Consider the following 16,343-nt stretch of genomic DNA (forward strand, 5'->3'; position numbering starts at 1 on the left):
CCCTCTCATCCGACCCGCTGCATGGCCCGCTCCCGCCGGGCCGCGACCCGCGAGCCGGACTCCCGGCGGGCCATCCGGCGCAGCACCACCGGGGCCAGCACGAGCCCGAGCAGCGCCCAGGCGCCGAGCACGCCGAGCGTCTCCAGGTGGCGCCAGGAGCCGCCCAGCTCGACCGCCGCCAGGTCGGCCGGGAGCAGCGCCGAGCGCATGCCCAAGCCTAGCCAGTAGAGCGGGAAGACCTGGGCGACGCCCTGGAGCCAGCCGGGCAGGCCGTTGATCGGGTAGAAGATGCCCGACAGGGCGATGAGACCGAAGATCGGCAGGACCACCAGGCCCATGTTGCGCGGGTTCTCGATCAGCGAGCCGATCACCGCGCCGAGCGGCAGCGTGGCCACCAGACCGAACGGCACGACCCAGGCCAGGGTCAGCCACGCGCCCGGGTCGCCGAGCCGCAGCCCGTCCAGGAAGAACAGTCCGGGTACGAGCTGGATGACGAGGCCGATCAGTGAGATCGCCGAGATCAGCACGAGCTTGCCGACCAGGTAGCCGAGCATCCCGTTCGGGATCGCCTTGGCGCGCAGCAGCGTGCCGTCCTCCCGGTCGACGATGAGCTGCTGGGCCAGCCCGAGCAGGCCGCCGAAGAGCAGGCCCATGCCCAGGGCGCTGGGCAGCGTCCGGGCGCCGAGCGAGAAGTCGGTGCCGGGTACGGTCGAGCCGCGCATGAAGAACATGGCGACCAGCAGGACCGCGGTGGGGAAGAAGTAGTTCCACAGGTCCTGGCCGTTGGTGAACGTGGTGCGCAGCTCGATCAGGCCGCGCCGCAGCCCGGCGCGCAGCGCGGCGGTGGTCGGGTTCATCGGTTCTCCTCCTGCTGCCACACCCGCTCGGCCCGGCCGGTGCGGATCCCGGTCTCCTCCTCGTGCACCAGCGTCAGGTACGCGTCCTCCAGGCTCGCCCGGCGCACCTCCAGCTCCCGCACCCGGTCGCCGTGCTCGCGGAGCAGGTCGCGCAGGAATGCGGTGGCGTCGGCGGTGGCGTGCACGTAGCGCTCGCCGTCGCGGGTCCAGCGGACCTCGGCGTCCCCGGCGACGCGCCGGGCCAGCTGGTCCGGCGAGCCGTCGGCGATGATCCGGCCACCGGCCAGGATGAGGATCCGGTCGGCCAGCTTCTCCGCCTCGGCCAGATCGTGGGTGGTCAGCACGATGGTGGTCTCGTCCAGGTCGGCGAGACGGTGCACCAGTTCGTGGAACTCGCGTCGGGCGGCCGGGTCGAAGCCGACCGTCGGCTCGTCCAGGAACAGCAGCTCCGGCCGGCCCACGATGCCGACCGCCACGTCGAGCCGCCGGCGTTGCCCCCCGGAGAGCCGGGCCACCCGGCTGCCGGCGTGCGCGGTCAGCCCCACGGTCGCCAGCAGGTCGTCGACCGGCCACGGGCGCGGGATCCGGTCGGTGGCGTACGGCGCGTAGAAGTCGCCGAGGTGGGCCAGCAGGTCCCGCACCCGCCACTTGCCGTGGTCACGCCAGGACTGGAGCACCACGCCGAGCCGGGCGCGCCACCGTTCGTCGCCGCGGGCCGGGTCGACACCGAGCACCCGGACCGTGCCGGCCGACGGCAGCCGGAAGCCTTCGAGGATCTCGATGGTGGTGGTCTTGCCGGCGCCGTTCGGCCCGAGCAGGGCGACCACCTCGCCCCGCCGGGCGGTGAGATCCACGCCGTGCAGCACGTCGACGGCGCCGTAGCGCATGCGCAGGTCGCGGACGTCGAGGACGAGGTCCTCGTCGGGAGGTCGGGGAGCCGCGACAGCCCCCGGGAGTTCGACCGCAGTCATGCCCCGGAATGTAGCACCTCTACTACAACTTGAGGTACACCCGCTCAGCGGCGCGGGCGGTGCAACCACCGGGTGACCGGCGGCGGGTCCTCCTCCTCGTACGACCGGGCGGCCCGGACCGCGGCGGCCAGTCCGGAGCGCCGGGGTCGGTCCCCGCCGCGCAGCGCCGGATCAGCGGCCATCTCCCGGACCATGGACACCGCCAGGCCGAGCATCACCACCACGAACGGCAACGCGACCAGGATGGTGGCCTGCTGCAACGCGGCCAGACCGCCGGCCAGCAGCAACGCGGCGGCGACCGCGCCGATGAGGACGCCCCAGAGCACCACCACGCCACGGTGCGGCCGCAGCGCGCCCCGCGAACTCAACGACCCGAGCACCAGGGAGGCGGAGTCGGCGCTGGTGACGAAGTAGAGCGCGATCAGCAGCATGGCGAGCACGCTGGTCAGCGTCGCCAGCGGCAACGCGTCCAGCAGCCCGAACAGCGCCTGCTCGGAGCCGGCGCCCACGTCGGCCACCAGGTCCCGGGTGCCGGTGGCCTGGGTCCGTAGCGCGGTCCCACCCAGCACCGCGAACCACACCGCGCTCGCGCCGCTGGGCACCAGCAGCACCCCGATCAGAAACTGCCGGACCGTACGCCCGCGCGAGATGCGGGCGATGAAGGTGCCGACGAACGGCGCCCAGGAGATCCACCACGCCCAGTAGAAGATCGTCCACGAGCCCAGCCAGGCCGGGTCGGAGAACGCGCCGGTGCGGGTCGACATCCGCACCAGGCCGCTCAGGTAGTCGCCGACCGCAGCCGGCAGCACCTCCAGGGTGTAGACGGTCGGGCCGACCACGAAGACGAAGAGCATCAGCAGGACCGCGATCAGCACATTGGTCGTGGACAGCCACTTCACCCCACGGTGCAGTCCGGAGAACGCGGAGATCACGAACGCCAGCGTCAGGGCGCCGATGATCACCAACTCGACGGCCCGGCTGTCCGCCACGCCGGCCACCAGGTCCAGACCGGCCGCCACCTGGAGCGCGCCCAGCCCGAGGCTGGTCGCCGAGCCGAACACCGTGGCGAAGACCGCCAGCAGGTCGATCGCCCGGCCGAGCACGCCGTCCGTGCGGGCCCCCAGCAGCGGCGCGAACGCCGACGAGATCCGGTTGCCCCGCCCCTTGCGGAACGTCGAGTACGCCAGCGCGAGCGCCGCGATCGCGTAGATGCCCCACGGGTGCAGCGTCCAGTGGAACAGCGTGTACTGCATGGCCGTGGCCGCGGCGGCGCCGGTCTGCGGTTCGACGCCGGAGGCGGGCGGCGGCGCCGCGTAGTGCTGGATCGGCTCGGCGACGGCGAAGAAGACCAGGCCGATGCCCATGCCGGCGCTGAACATCATGGCGATCCAGGCCAGCCCGGTGAACTCCGGCTCCTCGTCGTCGGCCCCGAGGCGGATCCGACCGAACCGGGAGGCGGCGACGACCACGGCCAGCACCAGGAACGCGTCAGCGGCGACCACGAAGAACCAGCCGAAGGTGTCGATCGTCCAGTTCAACCCGGCCTCGCCGAAGCGGGCCAACGAGCCGCGGGCGAACACGCCCCAGAGCACCACGGCCAGCACACCGGCCACCCCGAACCCGAGCACCACCCGGTCGGCCGGTCGCGTCGCGGGCCGCTCCCCCACCTGTTCCGCCATGGCACCATCCTGGGCGGACCGGCGCCCCGGCCGGGCCGAAAACCCCAGGTCCGCCGCCTGGATCAGACGGCGGCGGCCTCCTCGGCCTCGACCTCGGCGTTCCAGGCCGGCTTGGTCGAGCGCCAGCCCTCGTCGTCCATGCCGCGCCGCCAGTAGCCGGAGATGGACAGGTCCCCCCGGGGCACGCCCCGCTCGACCCGCAGCAGCCGGCGCAGCTCCTTGACCGCGCCGGCCTCCCCGTGCACGAACGCGTGCACCCGGCCGGGCGGGAACTCCAACGCTCGCAGCGCCTCGACCAGCGGCGCGCCGAACGGACGGCCGGCGCGGTGCAGCCACCGCAGCTCGACCGCGGCGGCGCTGACCAGGGGCAGCTCGTCGGCCGGGCCGTCCACCTCGACGTACACCTTGGCCGGCGCGCCGGCCGGCAGCCGCTCCAGGGCGGCGGCGATCGCCGGGAGCGCGCTCTCGTCCCCGGCCAGCAGGTGCCAGTCGGCCGCCGGGTCCGGCGCGTACGCGCCGCCGGGCCCGGCGAAGAGCACCCGGTCACCGGGGCGCAGCGCGGCCGCCCACGGGCCGGCCAGCCCCTCGTCGCCGTGGTGGACCACGTCCACGGTCAGCTCGCCGGCGGCCGCGTCCCAGGCCCGCACCGTGTACGCGCGCAGTCGCGGCCACTGCTCGACCGGGAAGTCGCGCCGGATGGTGGCCATGTCGACCGGGTGCGGGTAGGTCACCCCGGCCGGCGGGAAGACGAACTTCACGTAGTGGTCGGTGTACGCCCCCACCGGCAGGCCGGTCAGCTCGCCCCCGCCCAGCACGAGGCGGATCAGGTGCGGGGTGGGCCGCGAGGTCCGGACGACCGTGGCGGCGGTGAGCGTCTTCGGGCGTTCCGTCATGCCGCTTAGGCTACCCTAACTTCTCGTCCATGCCCGGGGCGGTGCGGTCAGCCCGCCGACACCAGCCGGGCGTGCCAGGCCAGCGCGGCCGGATCGGTGAGCGAGGCGACCTGGTCGACCACCACCCGCAGCCGCGCCGCGTCGTCCGGGGCCTCGCGCCAGAGCGGGGCGAAGACCGGGTCGAGCGCGTCCGGAGCCCGGTCGAGCAGCACGGCGACCAGCTCGGCGAGCAGCTCCCGCTGCCGGGTGTAGCGACCCAGGGCGCCGGGACGACGCATCACGTAGCGCAGGGCGATGCCCTTGAGCAGCGCACACTGCGCCCGGATGCGGCGCGGCACCACCAGGTCGGCCGCGTAGCGGCGGTGCGGGCCGGGACCGTGGCGTTCCTCGGTGGCGGCCACCACGGTCGACACGAAGCGGCCGGTGAGCACGCTGGTGGTGGCCTTCAGCGCGGCGAGGGCCCGGTGACTGCCGTCGTACGCGGCGAGCGGGGCGAGCACCGGATCGGCGAGCAGGCCGCCCAGCACCTCGCCCAGATCCTCCGGCGCCTCCCCGGAGTACGTGGCCGCCACGTCGGCGCAGAGCGCCCGCCGCTCGTCCGGGTCGGCCAGCAGCGGGCGCAGGTCGACGTACCCGCCGTGGATGCCGTCCTCGACGTCGTGCACCGAGTACGCCACGTCGTCGGCCCAGTCCATCACCTGGGCCTCCAGGCAGCGACGGTCGCCGGGCGGGGAGCCCGCGCGCAGCCAGTCGAAGACCGGCCGGTCGTCGGCGTACACGCCGAACTTGCGCTCGCCGGGCCGGCGCGGCCACGGATACTTGCCGACCGCGTCCAGCGCGGCCCGGGTCAGGTTCAGCCCGACCGAGCGCCCGTCCGGGGCGAGCACCTTCGCCTCGAGCCGGGTCAGCACCCGCAGCGTCTGCGCGTTGCCCTCGAAGCCGCCGCCGGCGGCGGCCAGCTCGTCCAGCGCGTACTCGCCGTTGTGCCCGAACGGCGGGTGCCCCAGGTCGTGCGCCAACCCGGCGGTGTCCACCACGTCGGGGTCGCAGCCGAGCCGGGCGCCCATCTCCCGGGCGATCTGCGCGACCTCCAGCGAGTGGGTCAGCCGGGTCCGCAGGAAGTCGTCGGTGCCTGCGGCGTGCACCTGGGTCTTCGCGGCGAGCCGGCGGAACGCCGCCGAGTGCAGCACCCGGGCCCGGTCCCGCTCGAACGGCGAACGCCCGTAGCCGGTGTCCTTCGGCGCCTCGACGACCAGCCGCTCCGCGTCGTCAGCGTGCAACGTCGTTTCGCGGGCCGACGGCACCCAGGTCGCGACTGCGGGGCTCGCAGACCCGGCTCACTCCTCGCGCTCCCGAGCTTCCCAGGTCGCGACTGCGGGGCTCGCAGACCCGGCTCACTCCTCGCGCTCCCGGAGCACGCAGAACTCGTTGCCCTCCGGGTCGGCCAGCACCGTCCACTCCACCTCGCCCTGCCCGATGTCGACGTGCCGCGCGCCCATGTCGACCAGCCGTTCCACCTCGGCCTCCTGGTCGGCCGGGCGCAGGTCGATGTGCAGCCGGTTCTTGCCCGCCTTCGGCCCGGCCACCGGGACGAAGACGATCCCGGGCAGCGAGTCGGGGGTCCGGCGGATCTCCACCTCGTCCGGCTTGTCGACGGTCACCTGGTAGCCGAGCGCCTCCGCCCACCAGCGGGCCAGCCGGGACGGGTCCCGGGCGTCGACGGTCAGGTTCTCCCAGACGGCGCTCATGCGGACACCCCTCCTGATCGACACGTGGCGGAAGCTCAGGTTACGCCGGGGTGGCCGCGATGGCGCGCCAGGCGGGGCCGCCGCAGGTCGGCGACGGCCCGCCCGGCGGCGTTCAGCGGGAGTCGGAGCCGGTGGTGCTGATGGCCGCGCGACCGGCCTCCAGCCGGGCCACCGGCACCCGGAACGGCGAGCAGGAGACGTAGTCCAGCCCGACGGAGTGGAAGAAGTGCACCGACTCCGGGTCGCCGCCGTGCTCGCCGCAGACGCCCAGCTTCAGCCCGGGGCGCGCCGCCCGGCCCTCTTCGGCGGCGATCCGGACCAGCCGGCCGACACCGTCGGTGTCGATCGACTCGAACGGCGAGATGCCGAAGATGCCCAGCTCGAGGTAGCGCCAGAAGAACGCACCCTCCACGTCGTCGCGGGAGAAGCCCCAGCCCATCTGGGTCAGGTCGTTGGTGCCGAAGGAGAAGAACTCGGCGGCCTCGGCGATCTGGCCGGCGGTCAGCGCGGCCCGGGGCACCTCGATCATCGTGCCGATCAGCACCTCGACGCCGCTGTCCCCGACCACCTCGGCGATGATCTTCTCGGCCTCGGCGCGTACCGTCTCCAGCTCCTGCACCGCGCCGACCAGCGGCACCATGATCTCCGGGCAGGCCCGGCCGCCGTCCCGGACGACCGCGACGGCGGCCTCGGCGATCGCGCGCACCTGCATGGCGAACAGGCCCGGGATGACCAGGCCGAGCCGCACGCCGCGCAGGCCCAGCATCGGGTTCTCCTCGTGCATCCGCCGGACGGCGGAGAGCAGCGCCTCCTCCTTCGCCACGTCCTCGCCGCGTTCCTGCGCGACCGCGACGTTGACCGCGAGCTGCTCCAGCGGGGGCAGGAACTCGTGCAGCGGCGGGTCGATCAGCCGCACGGTGACGGGCAGGCCGTCCATCTCCCGGAAGATCTCGACGAAGTCGGCCCGCTGCAACGGCAGCAGCGCGGCGAGCGCGTCCTCCCGCTCCTGCTCACCGCTGGCCAGGATGAGGCGCTCGACCAGCTCCCGGCGGTCGCCGAGGAACATGTGCTCGGTGCGGCACAGGCCGATGCCCTCGGCACCGAAGCGCCGGGCCCGGGCCGCGTCCGCGCCGGTGTCGGCGTTCGTGCGGACCCGCAGCCGCCGCGCCGCGTCCGCGTGCGTCATGATCCGGTGTACGGCCCGGACCAGCGGATCGTCGGTGGTCTCCGGGTCGAGTTCGCCCTCGAAGTACTGGACCACCTCCGACGGCATGACCGGCACCTCGCCGAGGTAGACCTTGCCGGTGGTGCCGTCGATGGAGACGACGTCGCCCTCGCCGACGGTGTGCCCGCCGACGGTGAACGTCTTCGCCGGGATGTTCACCTCCAGCTCGTCGGCGCCGGAGACGCAGGTCTTGCCCATGCCCCGGGCCACCACGGCGGCGTGGCTGGTCTTGCCGCCGCGCGAGGTGAGGATGCCCTTGGCCGCGATCATGCCGTTGAGGTCGTCCGGGTTGGTCTCCCGGCGGACCAGGATCACCGACTCCCCCTCGGCGGCCAGCTCGACGGCGCGGGCCGAGGTGAAGACCACCCTGCCGGACGCGGCGCCCGGGGACGCGCCGATGCCCTTGGCCACCGGCTGGAACTCGTGGTCGAGCTGGAAGCGCGGGAACATCAGCTGGGCGAGCTGCGCGCCGTTGACCCGGTGCAGCGCCTCGTCCCGGTCGATCAGGCCCTCGTCGACGAGCTGGCCGGCGATGACGAACGCGGCGGCGGCGGTGCGCTTGCCGACCCGGGTCTGCAGCATCCAGAGCTTGCCGCGCTCGATGGTGAACTCGATGTCGCAGAGGTCCTTGTAGTGCTCCTCCAGCCGGGCCATGATGCCGAGCAGCTGGTCGTAGGAGGTCTTGTCGAGCTGCTCCAGCTCCTGCAACGGCACCGTGTTGCGGATGCCGGCCACCACGTCCTCGCCCTGGGCGTTGGCCAGGTAGTCGCCGTAGATGCCCTGCGCGCCGCTGCCCGGGTCGCGGGTGAACGCGACGCCGGTGCCGGAGTCGGGCCCGAGGTTGCCGAAGACCATGCTCACCACGTTGACCGCGGTGCCCAGGTCGGCCGGGATCCGCTCCTGGCGGCGGTAGAGGATCGCCCGCTCCGCGTTCCACGAGTCGAAGACCGCGCGGATGGCCAGGTCGAGCTGCTCCCGCGGCTCCTGCGGGAACTCGCGACCGGTGTGCTTGGCGAAGATCTGCTTGTACGCGTCGACCAGCCCGCGCAGGTCGTCGGCGTCCAGGTCGAGGTCGTTCTGCGTGCCCTTGGCGCGCTTGGCCTCGTCGAGCGCGTGCTCGAACTCCTCGCCCGGCACCTCGCAGACGGTCTTGCCGAACATCTGGATCAGGCGGCGGTAGGAGTCCCAGGCGAACCTGTCGTTCCCACCCGCCTGGTTGCTCAGGCCGACCACGCTGCGGTCGTTGAGGCCGACGTTGAGGACGGTCTCCATCATGCCGGGCATGGAGAACTTCGCGCCGGAGCGTACGGAGACCAGCAGCGGGTCGTCCGGGTCGCCCAGGCGGCGGCCCATCTCGCGCTCCAGCGACTCCAGGTGGGCCTCGATCTGACCGGCCAGGCCGTCCGGCTCACGGCCGGTCGTCAGGTACGCCTTGCAGGCCTCGGTGGTGATGGTGAAGCCGGGCGGGACCGGCAGACCGAGGTTGGTCATCTCGGCCAGGTTGGCACCCTTGCCACCGAGCAGGTCCTTGAGGTCCTTGTTGCCCTCGGCGAAGTCGTAGACGTACTTGTGCTCGACCGTCTCTTGCGCTGCCACCAGAGCCTCCCACGCGCGCCATTGACACTTAACGAAGGTTCAGTTCGGACATACCCCGGGAGCGACCACCGGTAATCCCGGCTCGTCAGCGATCGGTGGGCGAAGGTTAAGCGAACTTCGCGAGGCCTGGGACCGTTCGGTGACAATCGGCACAACGGTCACCACTGCCCGCGTCCGTACCGGTTTTTGGGAACGCTTCCACGCGCAGGAACACGCAATTCCGATTCCCCTCGTACTCTTGACGGCACTGGATATCGCCGAACCTGACCTTTGCCATATCCCGCGCAAATACACCCTCGGAGCCGTCGCCGTGCCGACCATCCCCGCCGCCCCCGAGAACGGGCCGCAGCCGACCGAACTCCCGTCGCCCGCCCGCCCGCCGGCCGACCACCTCCCCGAGCTGTCGCCGACCGCCGCCGAGCTGGCCCGCGTCGCCGCCGACCGGGCCGCCGGCCTGCTCGCCCCGCCCGCGCCGGTCCGCCTGGACGCGGTGGTGCCCGCCCCCGAGCGGGTGCTCCCCGACCCGGCCGGCGACTACGCCCTCACCCCGGACGCGGCACTGCGCGTCGATCCCGCCGGCCGCGACGTGGCCGACCAGCTCGCCGACTGGCTGCGCCCGGCCACCGGCTTCCCGCTGCCGGTGACCGACACGGCGGGGGCGACCGAGGGCCGGTTGACGCTCACCCTGTCCCCGGCCGACGCCGCCCTGGGCGGCGCCGCGCGGGCCGACGACCCGGCGATCGCCGAACTCGGGGCCGAGGGATACCGCCTCGACGTCACCACCACCGGCGTCCGGATCACCGCCGCCGGTCCGGCCGGCCTGTTCCACGGCGCACAGACGCTGCGGCAGCTCCTGCCCTCGGCGGTCGAGAGCGCCACCCCGGTCACCGAGCGCTGGGTGGTGCCCGGCGGCACGATCGTCGACCGGCCGCGCTTCCCCTACCGGGGCGTGATGCTCGACGTCGCCCGGCACTTCTTCGGCGTCCAGGACGTGCTGCGGGTGATCGACCACCTGGCCCGGTACAAGCTCAACCACCTGCACCTGCACCTCACCGACGACCAGGGCTGGCGGATCGCCGTCGACTCGTGGCCCCGGCTCACCGAGGTCGGCGGCGCCACCGAGGTCGGCGGCGGCCCGGGCGGCTGGTACACCCGGGACGACTACCGGCGGATCGTCGCGTACGCGGCCCGCCGGCACGTGACCGTGGTGCCCGAGATCGACCTGCCGGGCCACACCAACGCGGCGCTGGTCGCCTACCCCGAGCTGGCCCCCGACAAGACCGCGCCGCCGCCGTACACCGGCACCGAGGTCGGGTTCAGCTACGTCGACCCGGCCGACGAGCGGACGTACGCCTTCGTCGCCGACGTGGTCGGCGAGGTGGCCGCGCTGACCCCCGGGCCCTGGTTTCACCTCGGCGGCGACGAGGCGTTCAAGGTGCCCGCGGAGAGCTACCGCGCCTTCGTCGCACGGGCGCAGGAACTGGTCGCGGCCACCGGGAAGACGGTCGTCGGCTGGCACCAGCTCGCCCCGGCGGAGCACGTCGACGGGCGCGTCCTGCAGTGGTGGGGCACGAACGGCGACGACCCGGCGACGGCGGCCGCGGTACGCCGGGGCGCCCGGCTCATCCTCTCCCCCGGCAACCACGCCTACCTGGACATGAAGTACGCCCCGGACACCCCGATCGGGCACGACTGGGCCGGCCTCATCGACGTGCGACGCGCGTACGACTGGGATCCGGGCACCCACGTGCACGGCGTGCCGGCCGAGGCGGTGCTGGGGGTGGAGGCCCCACTCTGGACCGAGTCGGTCACCACGCTGGCCGAGATCGAGTACATGGCCTTCCCACGTCTGCCCGCCGTCGCCGAGCTGGGCTGGTCACCGCGCGAGACGCACGACTGGTCCCGGTTCCGCGGCCGGCTCGCCGCCCACGGCCCGCGCTGGGCCACCGCCGGCATCACCTTCCACCCCTCCCCCGACATCCCCTGGCCCCCCACCCCGCCCCACATCCCCACCCAGCCCACCCCCATCACCCCCTGACCCACCGACCCCCAACCCTGTCGATCATGAAGTTGACGGCGACAAACCGGACACGAACCGCCGCCAACTTCATGATCGCCGCACCCATCCCGGCCAGGAACGGGATCGGGCACCCCCACCGACACGAGCACCTGCGGGCCGTCACGGTCCGCAGGTGCTCGGCACGGCCGCAGCTCCCCGCGCCGGCCGGCGTCCTCCTTCCTGGGCTTCCGCGCCCGCCCATGCCCGCCCGACCGCAGTACGCCAAGACCGGCCAGACCGCCCAAAACGCCCACGCCGTCAAAGATCTTGGTACGACACGGTCCCCGGAGGGGCGCGGACGTACCAAGATCTCCCGAGCTGACCCCGCCAGCGCCGAAACACGCAGCAAGGCGCCGCACTCCCCTCCATCACTTCGTTGATCAAGGAGTTTGCGTCCGACTGAGGCCGGTGCACGACGCAAACCCCTTGATCAACGAGGTGGCGAGGGGCGGCCGTGCGGGGGCCGGGGGCGGTGAGAGCGGGCGGGCTGCCGTGGTGGGGTGGTTGTCCGGTTTCCGGGTGGTCGGGGTCACCGGTGGGGTGGAATCGGGGGTGGGGGCGCGGCGTTGTACATGGCAGACCGCGCCGCACCGCCGACCGCCCGCCCAGCGGGCCGGGAATCAGGCCGGAAGGCCGGTCGTTACATCCCCGGAGCCGCCGAGCAGGCCGACAGCGCCTGCCGGGTCGGCCCACCGCCGGGTAGCGCCCCCGGGAATGACCCCGGGCCCCCGGTCGTTACATCCCCGAGCCGCCGGAGCAGGCCACCCCGCCGCCCGAGCGAGCCACCTGATCTTTCTTCGCGGCATCCCCCATCGCCGCGTACCCCCGACAGAGAGGCAACTGATCATGGCTACCACTCTGCTGCGCAAGACCGCCCTGACCGTCGCCGGCATCGCCGCCACCGCCGGTGGCATCGCCGGCCCCGCGATCGCCGCCCAGGCCACCCCGGCCGAGCGCGCCGCGCAGGTGCAGACCGACCGCCACGGTCACGGTGAGCGGGAGCTGGGCGTGCGCTACGAGGCCCAGCCCAACTTCTACTTCTGCGGCCCCGCCGCCGCCCGCAACGCGCTCAGCGTGCAGGGCAAGAACATCGACGTGGACGCGATGGCCAAGGAGATGGGCACCACCGAGAACGGCACCAACTCCATCAACGACATCACCCCGGTGCTGAACAAGGAGACCGGCAAGGACGTCTACAAGTCCACCGAGATCCCCGTGGACAAGGCCGGCGAGAAGACCGACAAGCTGCGCGCCGACATCGTGCGCGCGGTGGACGACGGCCGGGCCGTGGTGGCGAACATCGCCGGCACCGCGACCGACACCGACGGCACCACCCACTCCTTCGAGGGTGGCCACTACATCAGCGTGGTGGGCTACCGCGACGGCGGGAAGATCGTGACGATCGCCGACTCGGCGAACCCGGACCAGGCCTCCTACCGCATGGACGTGGACGCCCTGGCGCACTGGATCGCCAGCCGCGGCTACAGCTCCTGACCGCATGACGAAGGGCCCGACCCCGTGGGGGGTCGGGCCCTTCGGCGTGTCCGGGGTCAGCCGCCGGAGTCGTCCAGCTCGGCGCCGTCCGGCGGGGTGTCGTCGTCGCGGCTTGCCAGCCAACCGTCGGGCAGGAACACCTTGCCCGGGGAGTTGGTACGGCCGCGCGGCTGCCCGAGGTTCTCCACCGGGAACGGCACCGCCGGGTCGAGCTTGCCGAGCAGGTCGTCGAGCTGCGCCAGACTCTCGATCATGGCGAGCGACCGACGCAGCTCGCTGCCGATCGGGAAGCCCTTCAGATACCAGGCCACGTGCTTGCGGAAGTCGGTGCAGCCGTCCCGCTCGCCCCGGGCCGGGTTCCGGGCGCCGGCGACGAACTGGTCCACCAGCAGCTCGGCGTGCCGGCGCATGGTCAGCGCCACCTCGCCCAGCGAGGGCAGCCGCCGCTCGGCGCGACCGTCGAAGGCGGCCTCCAGGTCGGCGAAGAGCCACGGCCGGCCCAGGCAGCCGCGCCCGACCACCACGCCGTCCACGCCGGTGTGGGCGACCATCCGCAGCGCGTCGTCGGCTTCCCAGATGTCGCCGTTGCCGAGCACCGGCACGTCGAGCGCCGCCTTGAGCGTGGCGATGGCGTCCCAGTCCGCGGTGCCGGAGTAGCGCTGCGCGGCCGTACGCCCGTGCAGGGCGACCGCGGCGACACCCGCGTCCTGGGCGGCCAGCCCGGCCTCGACGTACGTCAGGTGGTCGTCGTCGATGCCCTTGCGCATCTTGACCGTGACTGGCACCCCGGCGGGCGACGCGGCGGCCACCGCGGCCCTGACCAGCCGGGCGAAGAGCCGGCGCCGCCACGGCAGGGCGGACCCGCCGCCCCGGCGGGTCACCTTGGGGACCGGGCAGCCGAAGTTGAGGTCGATGTGGTCGGCGAGGTCGCGCTCGACCACGATCCGCACCGCGGCGGCGGTGATCTCCGGGTCGGTGCCGTAGAGCTGGAGGCTGCGCGGCCGCTCCTCGGCGCCGAACGCGATCATCCGCAGCGTCTTCGGGTTCCGCTCGACCAGCGCCCGGGTGGTGATCATCTCGCAGACGTAGATGCCGCCGCCCTGCTCCCGGCAGAGCCGTCGGAAACCGACGTTGGTGATCCCGGCCATCGGCGCGAGCACCACCGGGGGCCACACCTCGTGCGGCCCGATCTTCAGCGCATCCACCGGACAAGTGTAAGGAGGGGCCCCCTGTTAACGTCTCCGGTAGAGCAGGGGCCCCTTCTTAACAGGGCCCATATCACAGTCGGCCCGCCAGCAGACGGTCCTCCACAACGACGACGGCTGTCCACAGGTCGGGCGCAGGGGCAGGACACGGATCGGGCGGACCCGCACGCTGCCGGGTATGCCCGAACAGCCACCCGAACTCAGCGACCTGGCGGAACGCCAGCAGCAGATCGTCACGCGGACGCAGCTTCTCGGCGTCGGATTCGACGACATGTACCTGTACCGGCAGACCCGGCGCGGCCTGTGGCAGCGCGTTCTGCCGGCCACGTACGCGCTCGTCACCGGCACCCTCACCGACGAGCAACGACGCATCTCGGCAGCGCTCTACGCGGGCGGCGACGCACAGCTGACCGGTCTGGCGGCCCTGATCTGGTACGGCTTCCGGCACAGCCCGCGCACCACTGACGTACACCTGATCCTGCCGCACCACGTGCGGCGCCGCTCGGCCGGTCACGCGGTGATCGCGCGTGCCCTGGAGCTTGATCCGCAGGCCCGGCGGACCGCGCTGTATCCGGTGTGCTCGCCGGCGCGCGCGGTGGTGGACGCGGCCCGCGACCTGCGCCAGCTGCGGCCGGTACGGGCGACCGTGGCCGAAGCCGTCCAGCGCGGCTTCACCGACCTGGCCAGCCTGGACCGGGAGATCCGGCGAGCCAGGCGTAGCCGCACCGCGCTGATCCGGAAGGCGTTCGCAGAGATCACCGACGGGGTCCGCTCGGCGCCGGAGACCGAGCTGCGGGAGTGCCTGAGCAGCAGCGGCGTGCTCGCCGAGATCCTGTGGAACCCGCGACTGTCGGCGGCCGACGGCTCCCGGCTGCCGACGCCGGACGGCTACCTCGCCGACGGCGCGCTGGCGTTGGAGGTCGACTCGCGGGAGTACCACCTCAGCCCGACCGACTGGACGCGGACGCTGGACCGGCACAACGAGCTGAGCCGGCACGGGGTGCTCATCCTGCACTTCACCCCGGCGCAGATCCGCAGGGAGCCGGGCCGCGTGCGACGCATGGTGGAGGACGCGTACGAGGCACGGCACGGGCTGGGGACCGTGACCGGCGTACGGGCGGAGCCGATCTCCCCCGGATGACGGGTGTTAAGAAGGGGCCCCTTCTCTACGCCAGGCGTTAAGAAGGGGCCCTTCCTTACACAGCTCAGCAGCCGGGGAGGCGCTCGATCAGGTAGCGCTCGACCTGGTCCAGCGCGACGCGCTCCTGCGCCATGGTGTCCCGGTTCCGCACCGTCACGGCGTTGTCGTCGAGCGTGTCGAAGTCGACCGTGACGCAGAACGGCGTGCCGATCTCGTCCTGCCGGCGGTAGCGACGGCCGATCGCCTGCGAGTCGTCGAACTCGACCACCCAGCGCTTGCGCAGGTCCGCGGCGAGCTGCTTGGCCTTGGGCGAGAGCGCCTCGTTGCGGGACAGCGGCAGCACGGCCACCTTGACCGGGGCCAGCCGCGGGTCGAAGCGCATCACGGTGCGCTTGTCCACGCCGCCCTTGGTGTTCGGTGCCTCGTCCTCGTCGTACGCCTCCAGCAGGAACGCCAGCACCGCGCGGGTGAGGCCGGCGGCCGGCTCGATCACGTACGGCATCCAGCGCTCGCCCTTGCCCTGGTCGAAGTACGACAGGTCGACGCCGGAGTGCTTGCTGTGCGTGGACAGGTCGAAGTCGGTGCGGTTGGCGATGCCCTCCAGCTCGGCGAACTCGGTGCCGCCGAACCGGAACTTGTACTCGATGTCGACGGTGCGCTTCGAGTAGTGGGAGAGCTTCTCCTTGGGGTGCTCGTAGAAGCGCAGGTTCTCCTCGGACAGGCCCAGGTCGAGGTACCAGTTCCAGCGCTCCTGCAGCCAGTACTCGTGCCACTGCTCGTCGGTGCCCGGCTCGACGAAGAACTCCATCTCCATCTGCTCGAACTCGCGGGTCCGGAAGATGAAGTTGCCCGGGGTGATCTCGTTGCGGAACGACTTGCCGGTCTGCGCGATGCCGAACGGCGGCTTCTTGCGGGCGACCGTCTCCACGTTCTTGTAGTTGACGAAGATGCCCTGGGCGGTCTCCGGGCGCAGGTAGTGCAGGCCCTCGTCGCTCTCCACCGGGCCCAGGTAGGTCTTCATCAGGCCGTTGAACATCTTCGGCTCGGTGAAGGTGCCCTTGTTGCCGCAGTTGGGGCAGTTCAGCTCCGTCAGCGAGGTCAGCGGCTTGCCGTGCTTGGCCTCGTACGCCTCTTCCAGGTGGTCGGCCCGGAACCGCTTGTGGCAGGACTGGCACTCGGTGAGCGGGTCGACGAACTCGGCGATGTGGCCGCTGGCCTCCCAGACCTTGCGGGCCAGGATGACCGCCGAGTCGAGGCCGACGACGTCGTCGCGCTGCTGGACCATGGTCCGCCACCACTGCCGGCGGACGTTCTCCTTCAGCTCGACGCCGAGCGGACCGTAGTCCCAGGCCGACCGGGTGCCCCCGTAGATCTCGCTGGAGGGGAAGACGAAGCCCCGGCGCTTGGCGAGGCTGACGACGGCGTCGATACGGTCGGCTGGCATGTTTCCTCCTACGCCGGCTGGCGGTCGGCGC

Annotated in this window: 12 protein-coding genes; 3 read left to right on the forward strand and 9 right to left on the reverse strand. The window is 72.6% G+C overall.

The window, feature by feature from the left end:
- Positions 1–5: 5 nt before the first annotated feature.
- The 7 genes from COO58_RS21195 to ppdK form a co-directional block, all read right to left on the reverse strand.
- Positions 6–857 carry an ABC transporter permease gene (locus tag COO58_RS21195; protein WP_098746908.1) on the reverse strand — a complete coding sequence of 284 codons (852 nt, stop codon included), beginning with the start codon at positions 855–857 and terminating at the stop codon, positions 6–8.
- Positions 854–1,828, reverse strand: a complete 975-nt coding sequence (locus COO58_RS21200) for an ABC transporter ATP-binding protein (protein ID WP_091572190.1) — start codon at positions 1,826–1,828, stop codon at positions 854–856. Before COO58_RS21200 ends, COO58_RS21195 begins: the two co-directional genes overlap by 4 nt.
- A 44-nt stretch (positions 1,829–1,872) precedes the next feature.
- A complete protein-coding gene (locus COO58_RS21205) occupies positions 1,873–3,507 on the reverse strand; it encodes a BCCT family transporter (protein WP_098746909.1) in 1,635 nt (544 codons plus the stop codon).
- A gap of 62 nt (positions 3,508–3,569) precedes the next feature.
- Positions 3,570–4,400, reverse strand: coding sequence for a siderophore-interacting protein (locus tag COO58_RS21210; RefSeq protein ID WP_091572182.1), 831 nt, complete (start codon positions 4,398–4,400; stop codon positions 3,570–3,572).
- 47 nt (positions 4,401–4,447) lie between these two features.
- Positions 4,448–5,680 carry a deoxyguanosinetriphosphate triphosphohydrolase gene (locus tag COO58_RS21215; protein ID WP_091572177.1) on the reverse strand — a complete coding sequence of 411 codons (1,233 nt, stop codon included), beginning with the start codon at positions 5,678–5,680 and terminating at the stop codon, positions 4,448–4,450.
- 114 nt (positions 5,681–5,794) lie between these two features.
- On the reverse strand, positions 5,795–6,148 hold the full coding sequence (locus tag COO58_RS21220; protein WP_098746911.1) for a VOC family protein: 354 nt from the start codon (positions 6,146–6,148) through the stop codon (positions 5,795–5,797).
- A 112-nt stretch (positions 6,149–6,260) separates the two neighbouring features.
- Positions 6,261–8,969: a pyruvate, phosphate dikinase gene (gene ppdK / locus COO58_RS21225; protein WP_098746913.1), complete on the reverse strand. Its 2,709-nt coding sequence runs from the start codon at positions 8,967–8,969 to the stop codon at positions 6,261–6,263.
- 310 nt (positions 8,970–9,279) lie between these two features.
- Between ppdK and COO58_RS21230 the strand changes: the two genes are divergently transcribed.
- Both COO58_RS21230 and COO58_RS21235 read left to right on the forward strand, forming a co-directional pair.
- Entirely contained in the window at positions 9,280–11,007 is a 1,728-nt protein-coding gene (locus tag COO58_RS21230; RefSeq protein WP_098746914.1) for a beta-N-acetylhexosaminidase, read from the forward strand.
- 867 nt (positions 11,008–11,874) lie between these two features.
- Positions 11,875–12,522, forward strand: a complete 648-nt coding sequence (locus COO58_RS21235) for a C39 family peptidase (protein WP_098746916.1) — start codon at positions 11,875–11,877, stop codon at positions 12,520–12,522.
- 56 nt (positions 12,523–12,578) lie between these two features.
- On the opposite strand, the gene dusB is transcribed toward COO58_RS21235, so the two are convergent.
- Positions 12,579–13,727 carry a tRNA dihydrouridine synthase DusB gene (dusB, locus tag COO58_RS21240; RefSeq protein ID WP_091572153.1) on the reverse strand — a complete coding sequence of 383 codons (1,149 nt, stop codon included), beginning with the start codon at positions 13,725–13,727 and terminating at the stop codon, positions 12,579–12,581.
- Between the two features lie 178 nt (positions 13,728–13,905).
- Between dusB and COO58_RS21245 the strand changes: the two genes are divergently transcribed.
- Positions 13,906–14,868, forward strand: a complete 963-nt coding sequence (locus COO58_RS21245; protein WP_098746918.1) for a type IV toxin-antitoxin system AbiEi family antitoxin domain-containing protein — start codon at positions 13,906–13,908, stop codon at positions 14,866–14,868.
- Between the two features lie 64 nt (positions 14,869–14,932).
- Here the strand turns inward: COO58_RS21245 and COO58_RS21250 are convergent, their stop codons facing one another.
- Positions 14,933–16,312: a glycine--tRNA ligase gene (locus COO58_RS21250; RefSeq protein WP_098746919.1), complete on the reverse strand. Its 1,380-nt coding sequence runs from the start codon at positions 16,310–16,312 to the stop codon at positions 14,933–14,935.
- Positions 16,313–16,343 lie beyond the last annotated feature (31 nt).

Source organism: Micromonospora sp. WMMA1996, from assembly GCF_002573675.1.
GTDB lineage: Bacteria > Actinomycetota > Actinomycetes > Mycobacteriales > Micromonosporaceae > Micromonospora > Micromonospora sediminicola.

What these genes read in the sequence shown, in the direction of transcription:
- COO58_RS21200 (WP_091572190.1), bottom strand. Translation starts at nt 1,828, where the DNA reads ATGACTGCGGTCGAACTCCCGGGGGCTGTCGCGGCTCCCCGACCTCCC.
- COO58_RS21205 (WP_098746909.1), bottom strand. Translation starts at nt 3,507, where the DNA reads ATGGCGGAACAGGTGGGGGAGCGGCCCGCGACGCGACCGGCCGACCGG.
- COO58_RS21195 (WP_098746908.1), bottom strand. Translation starts at nt 857, where the DNA reads ATGAACCCGACCACCGCCGCGCTGCGCGCCGGGCTGCGGCGCGGCCTG.
- COO58_RS21245 (WP_098746918.1), top strand. Translation starts at nt 13,906, where the DNA reads ATGCCCGAACAGCCACCCGAACTCAGCGACCTGGCGGAACGCCAGCAG.
- COO58_RS21250 (WP_098746919.1), bottom strand. Translation starts at nt 16,312, where the DNA reads ATGCCAGCCGACCGTATCGACGCCGTCGTCAGCCTCGCCAAGCGCCGG.
- COO58_RS21220 (WP_098746911.1), bottom strand. Translation starts at nt 6,148, where the DNA reads ATGAGCGCCGTCTGGGAGAACCTGACCGTCGACGCCCGGGACCCGTCC.
- COO58_RS21235 (WP_098746916.1), top strand. Translation starts at nt 11,875, where the DNA reads ATGGCTACCACTCTGCTGCGCAAGACCGCCCTGACCGTCGCCGGCATC.
- COO58_RS21210 (WP_091572182.1), bottom strand. Translation starts at nt 4,400, where the DNA reads ATGACGGAACGCCCGAAGACGCTCACCGCCGCCACGGTCGTCCGGACC.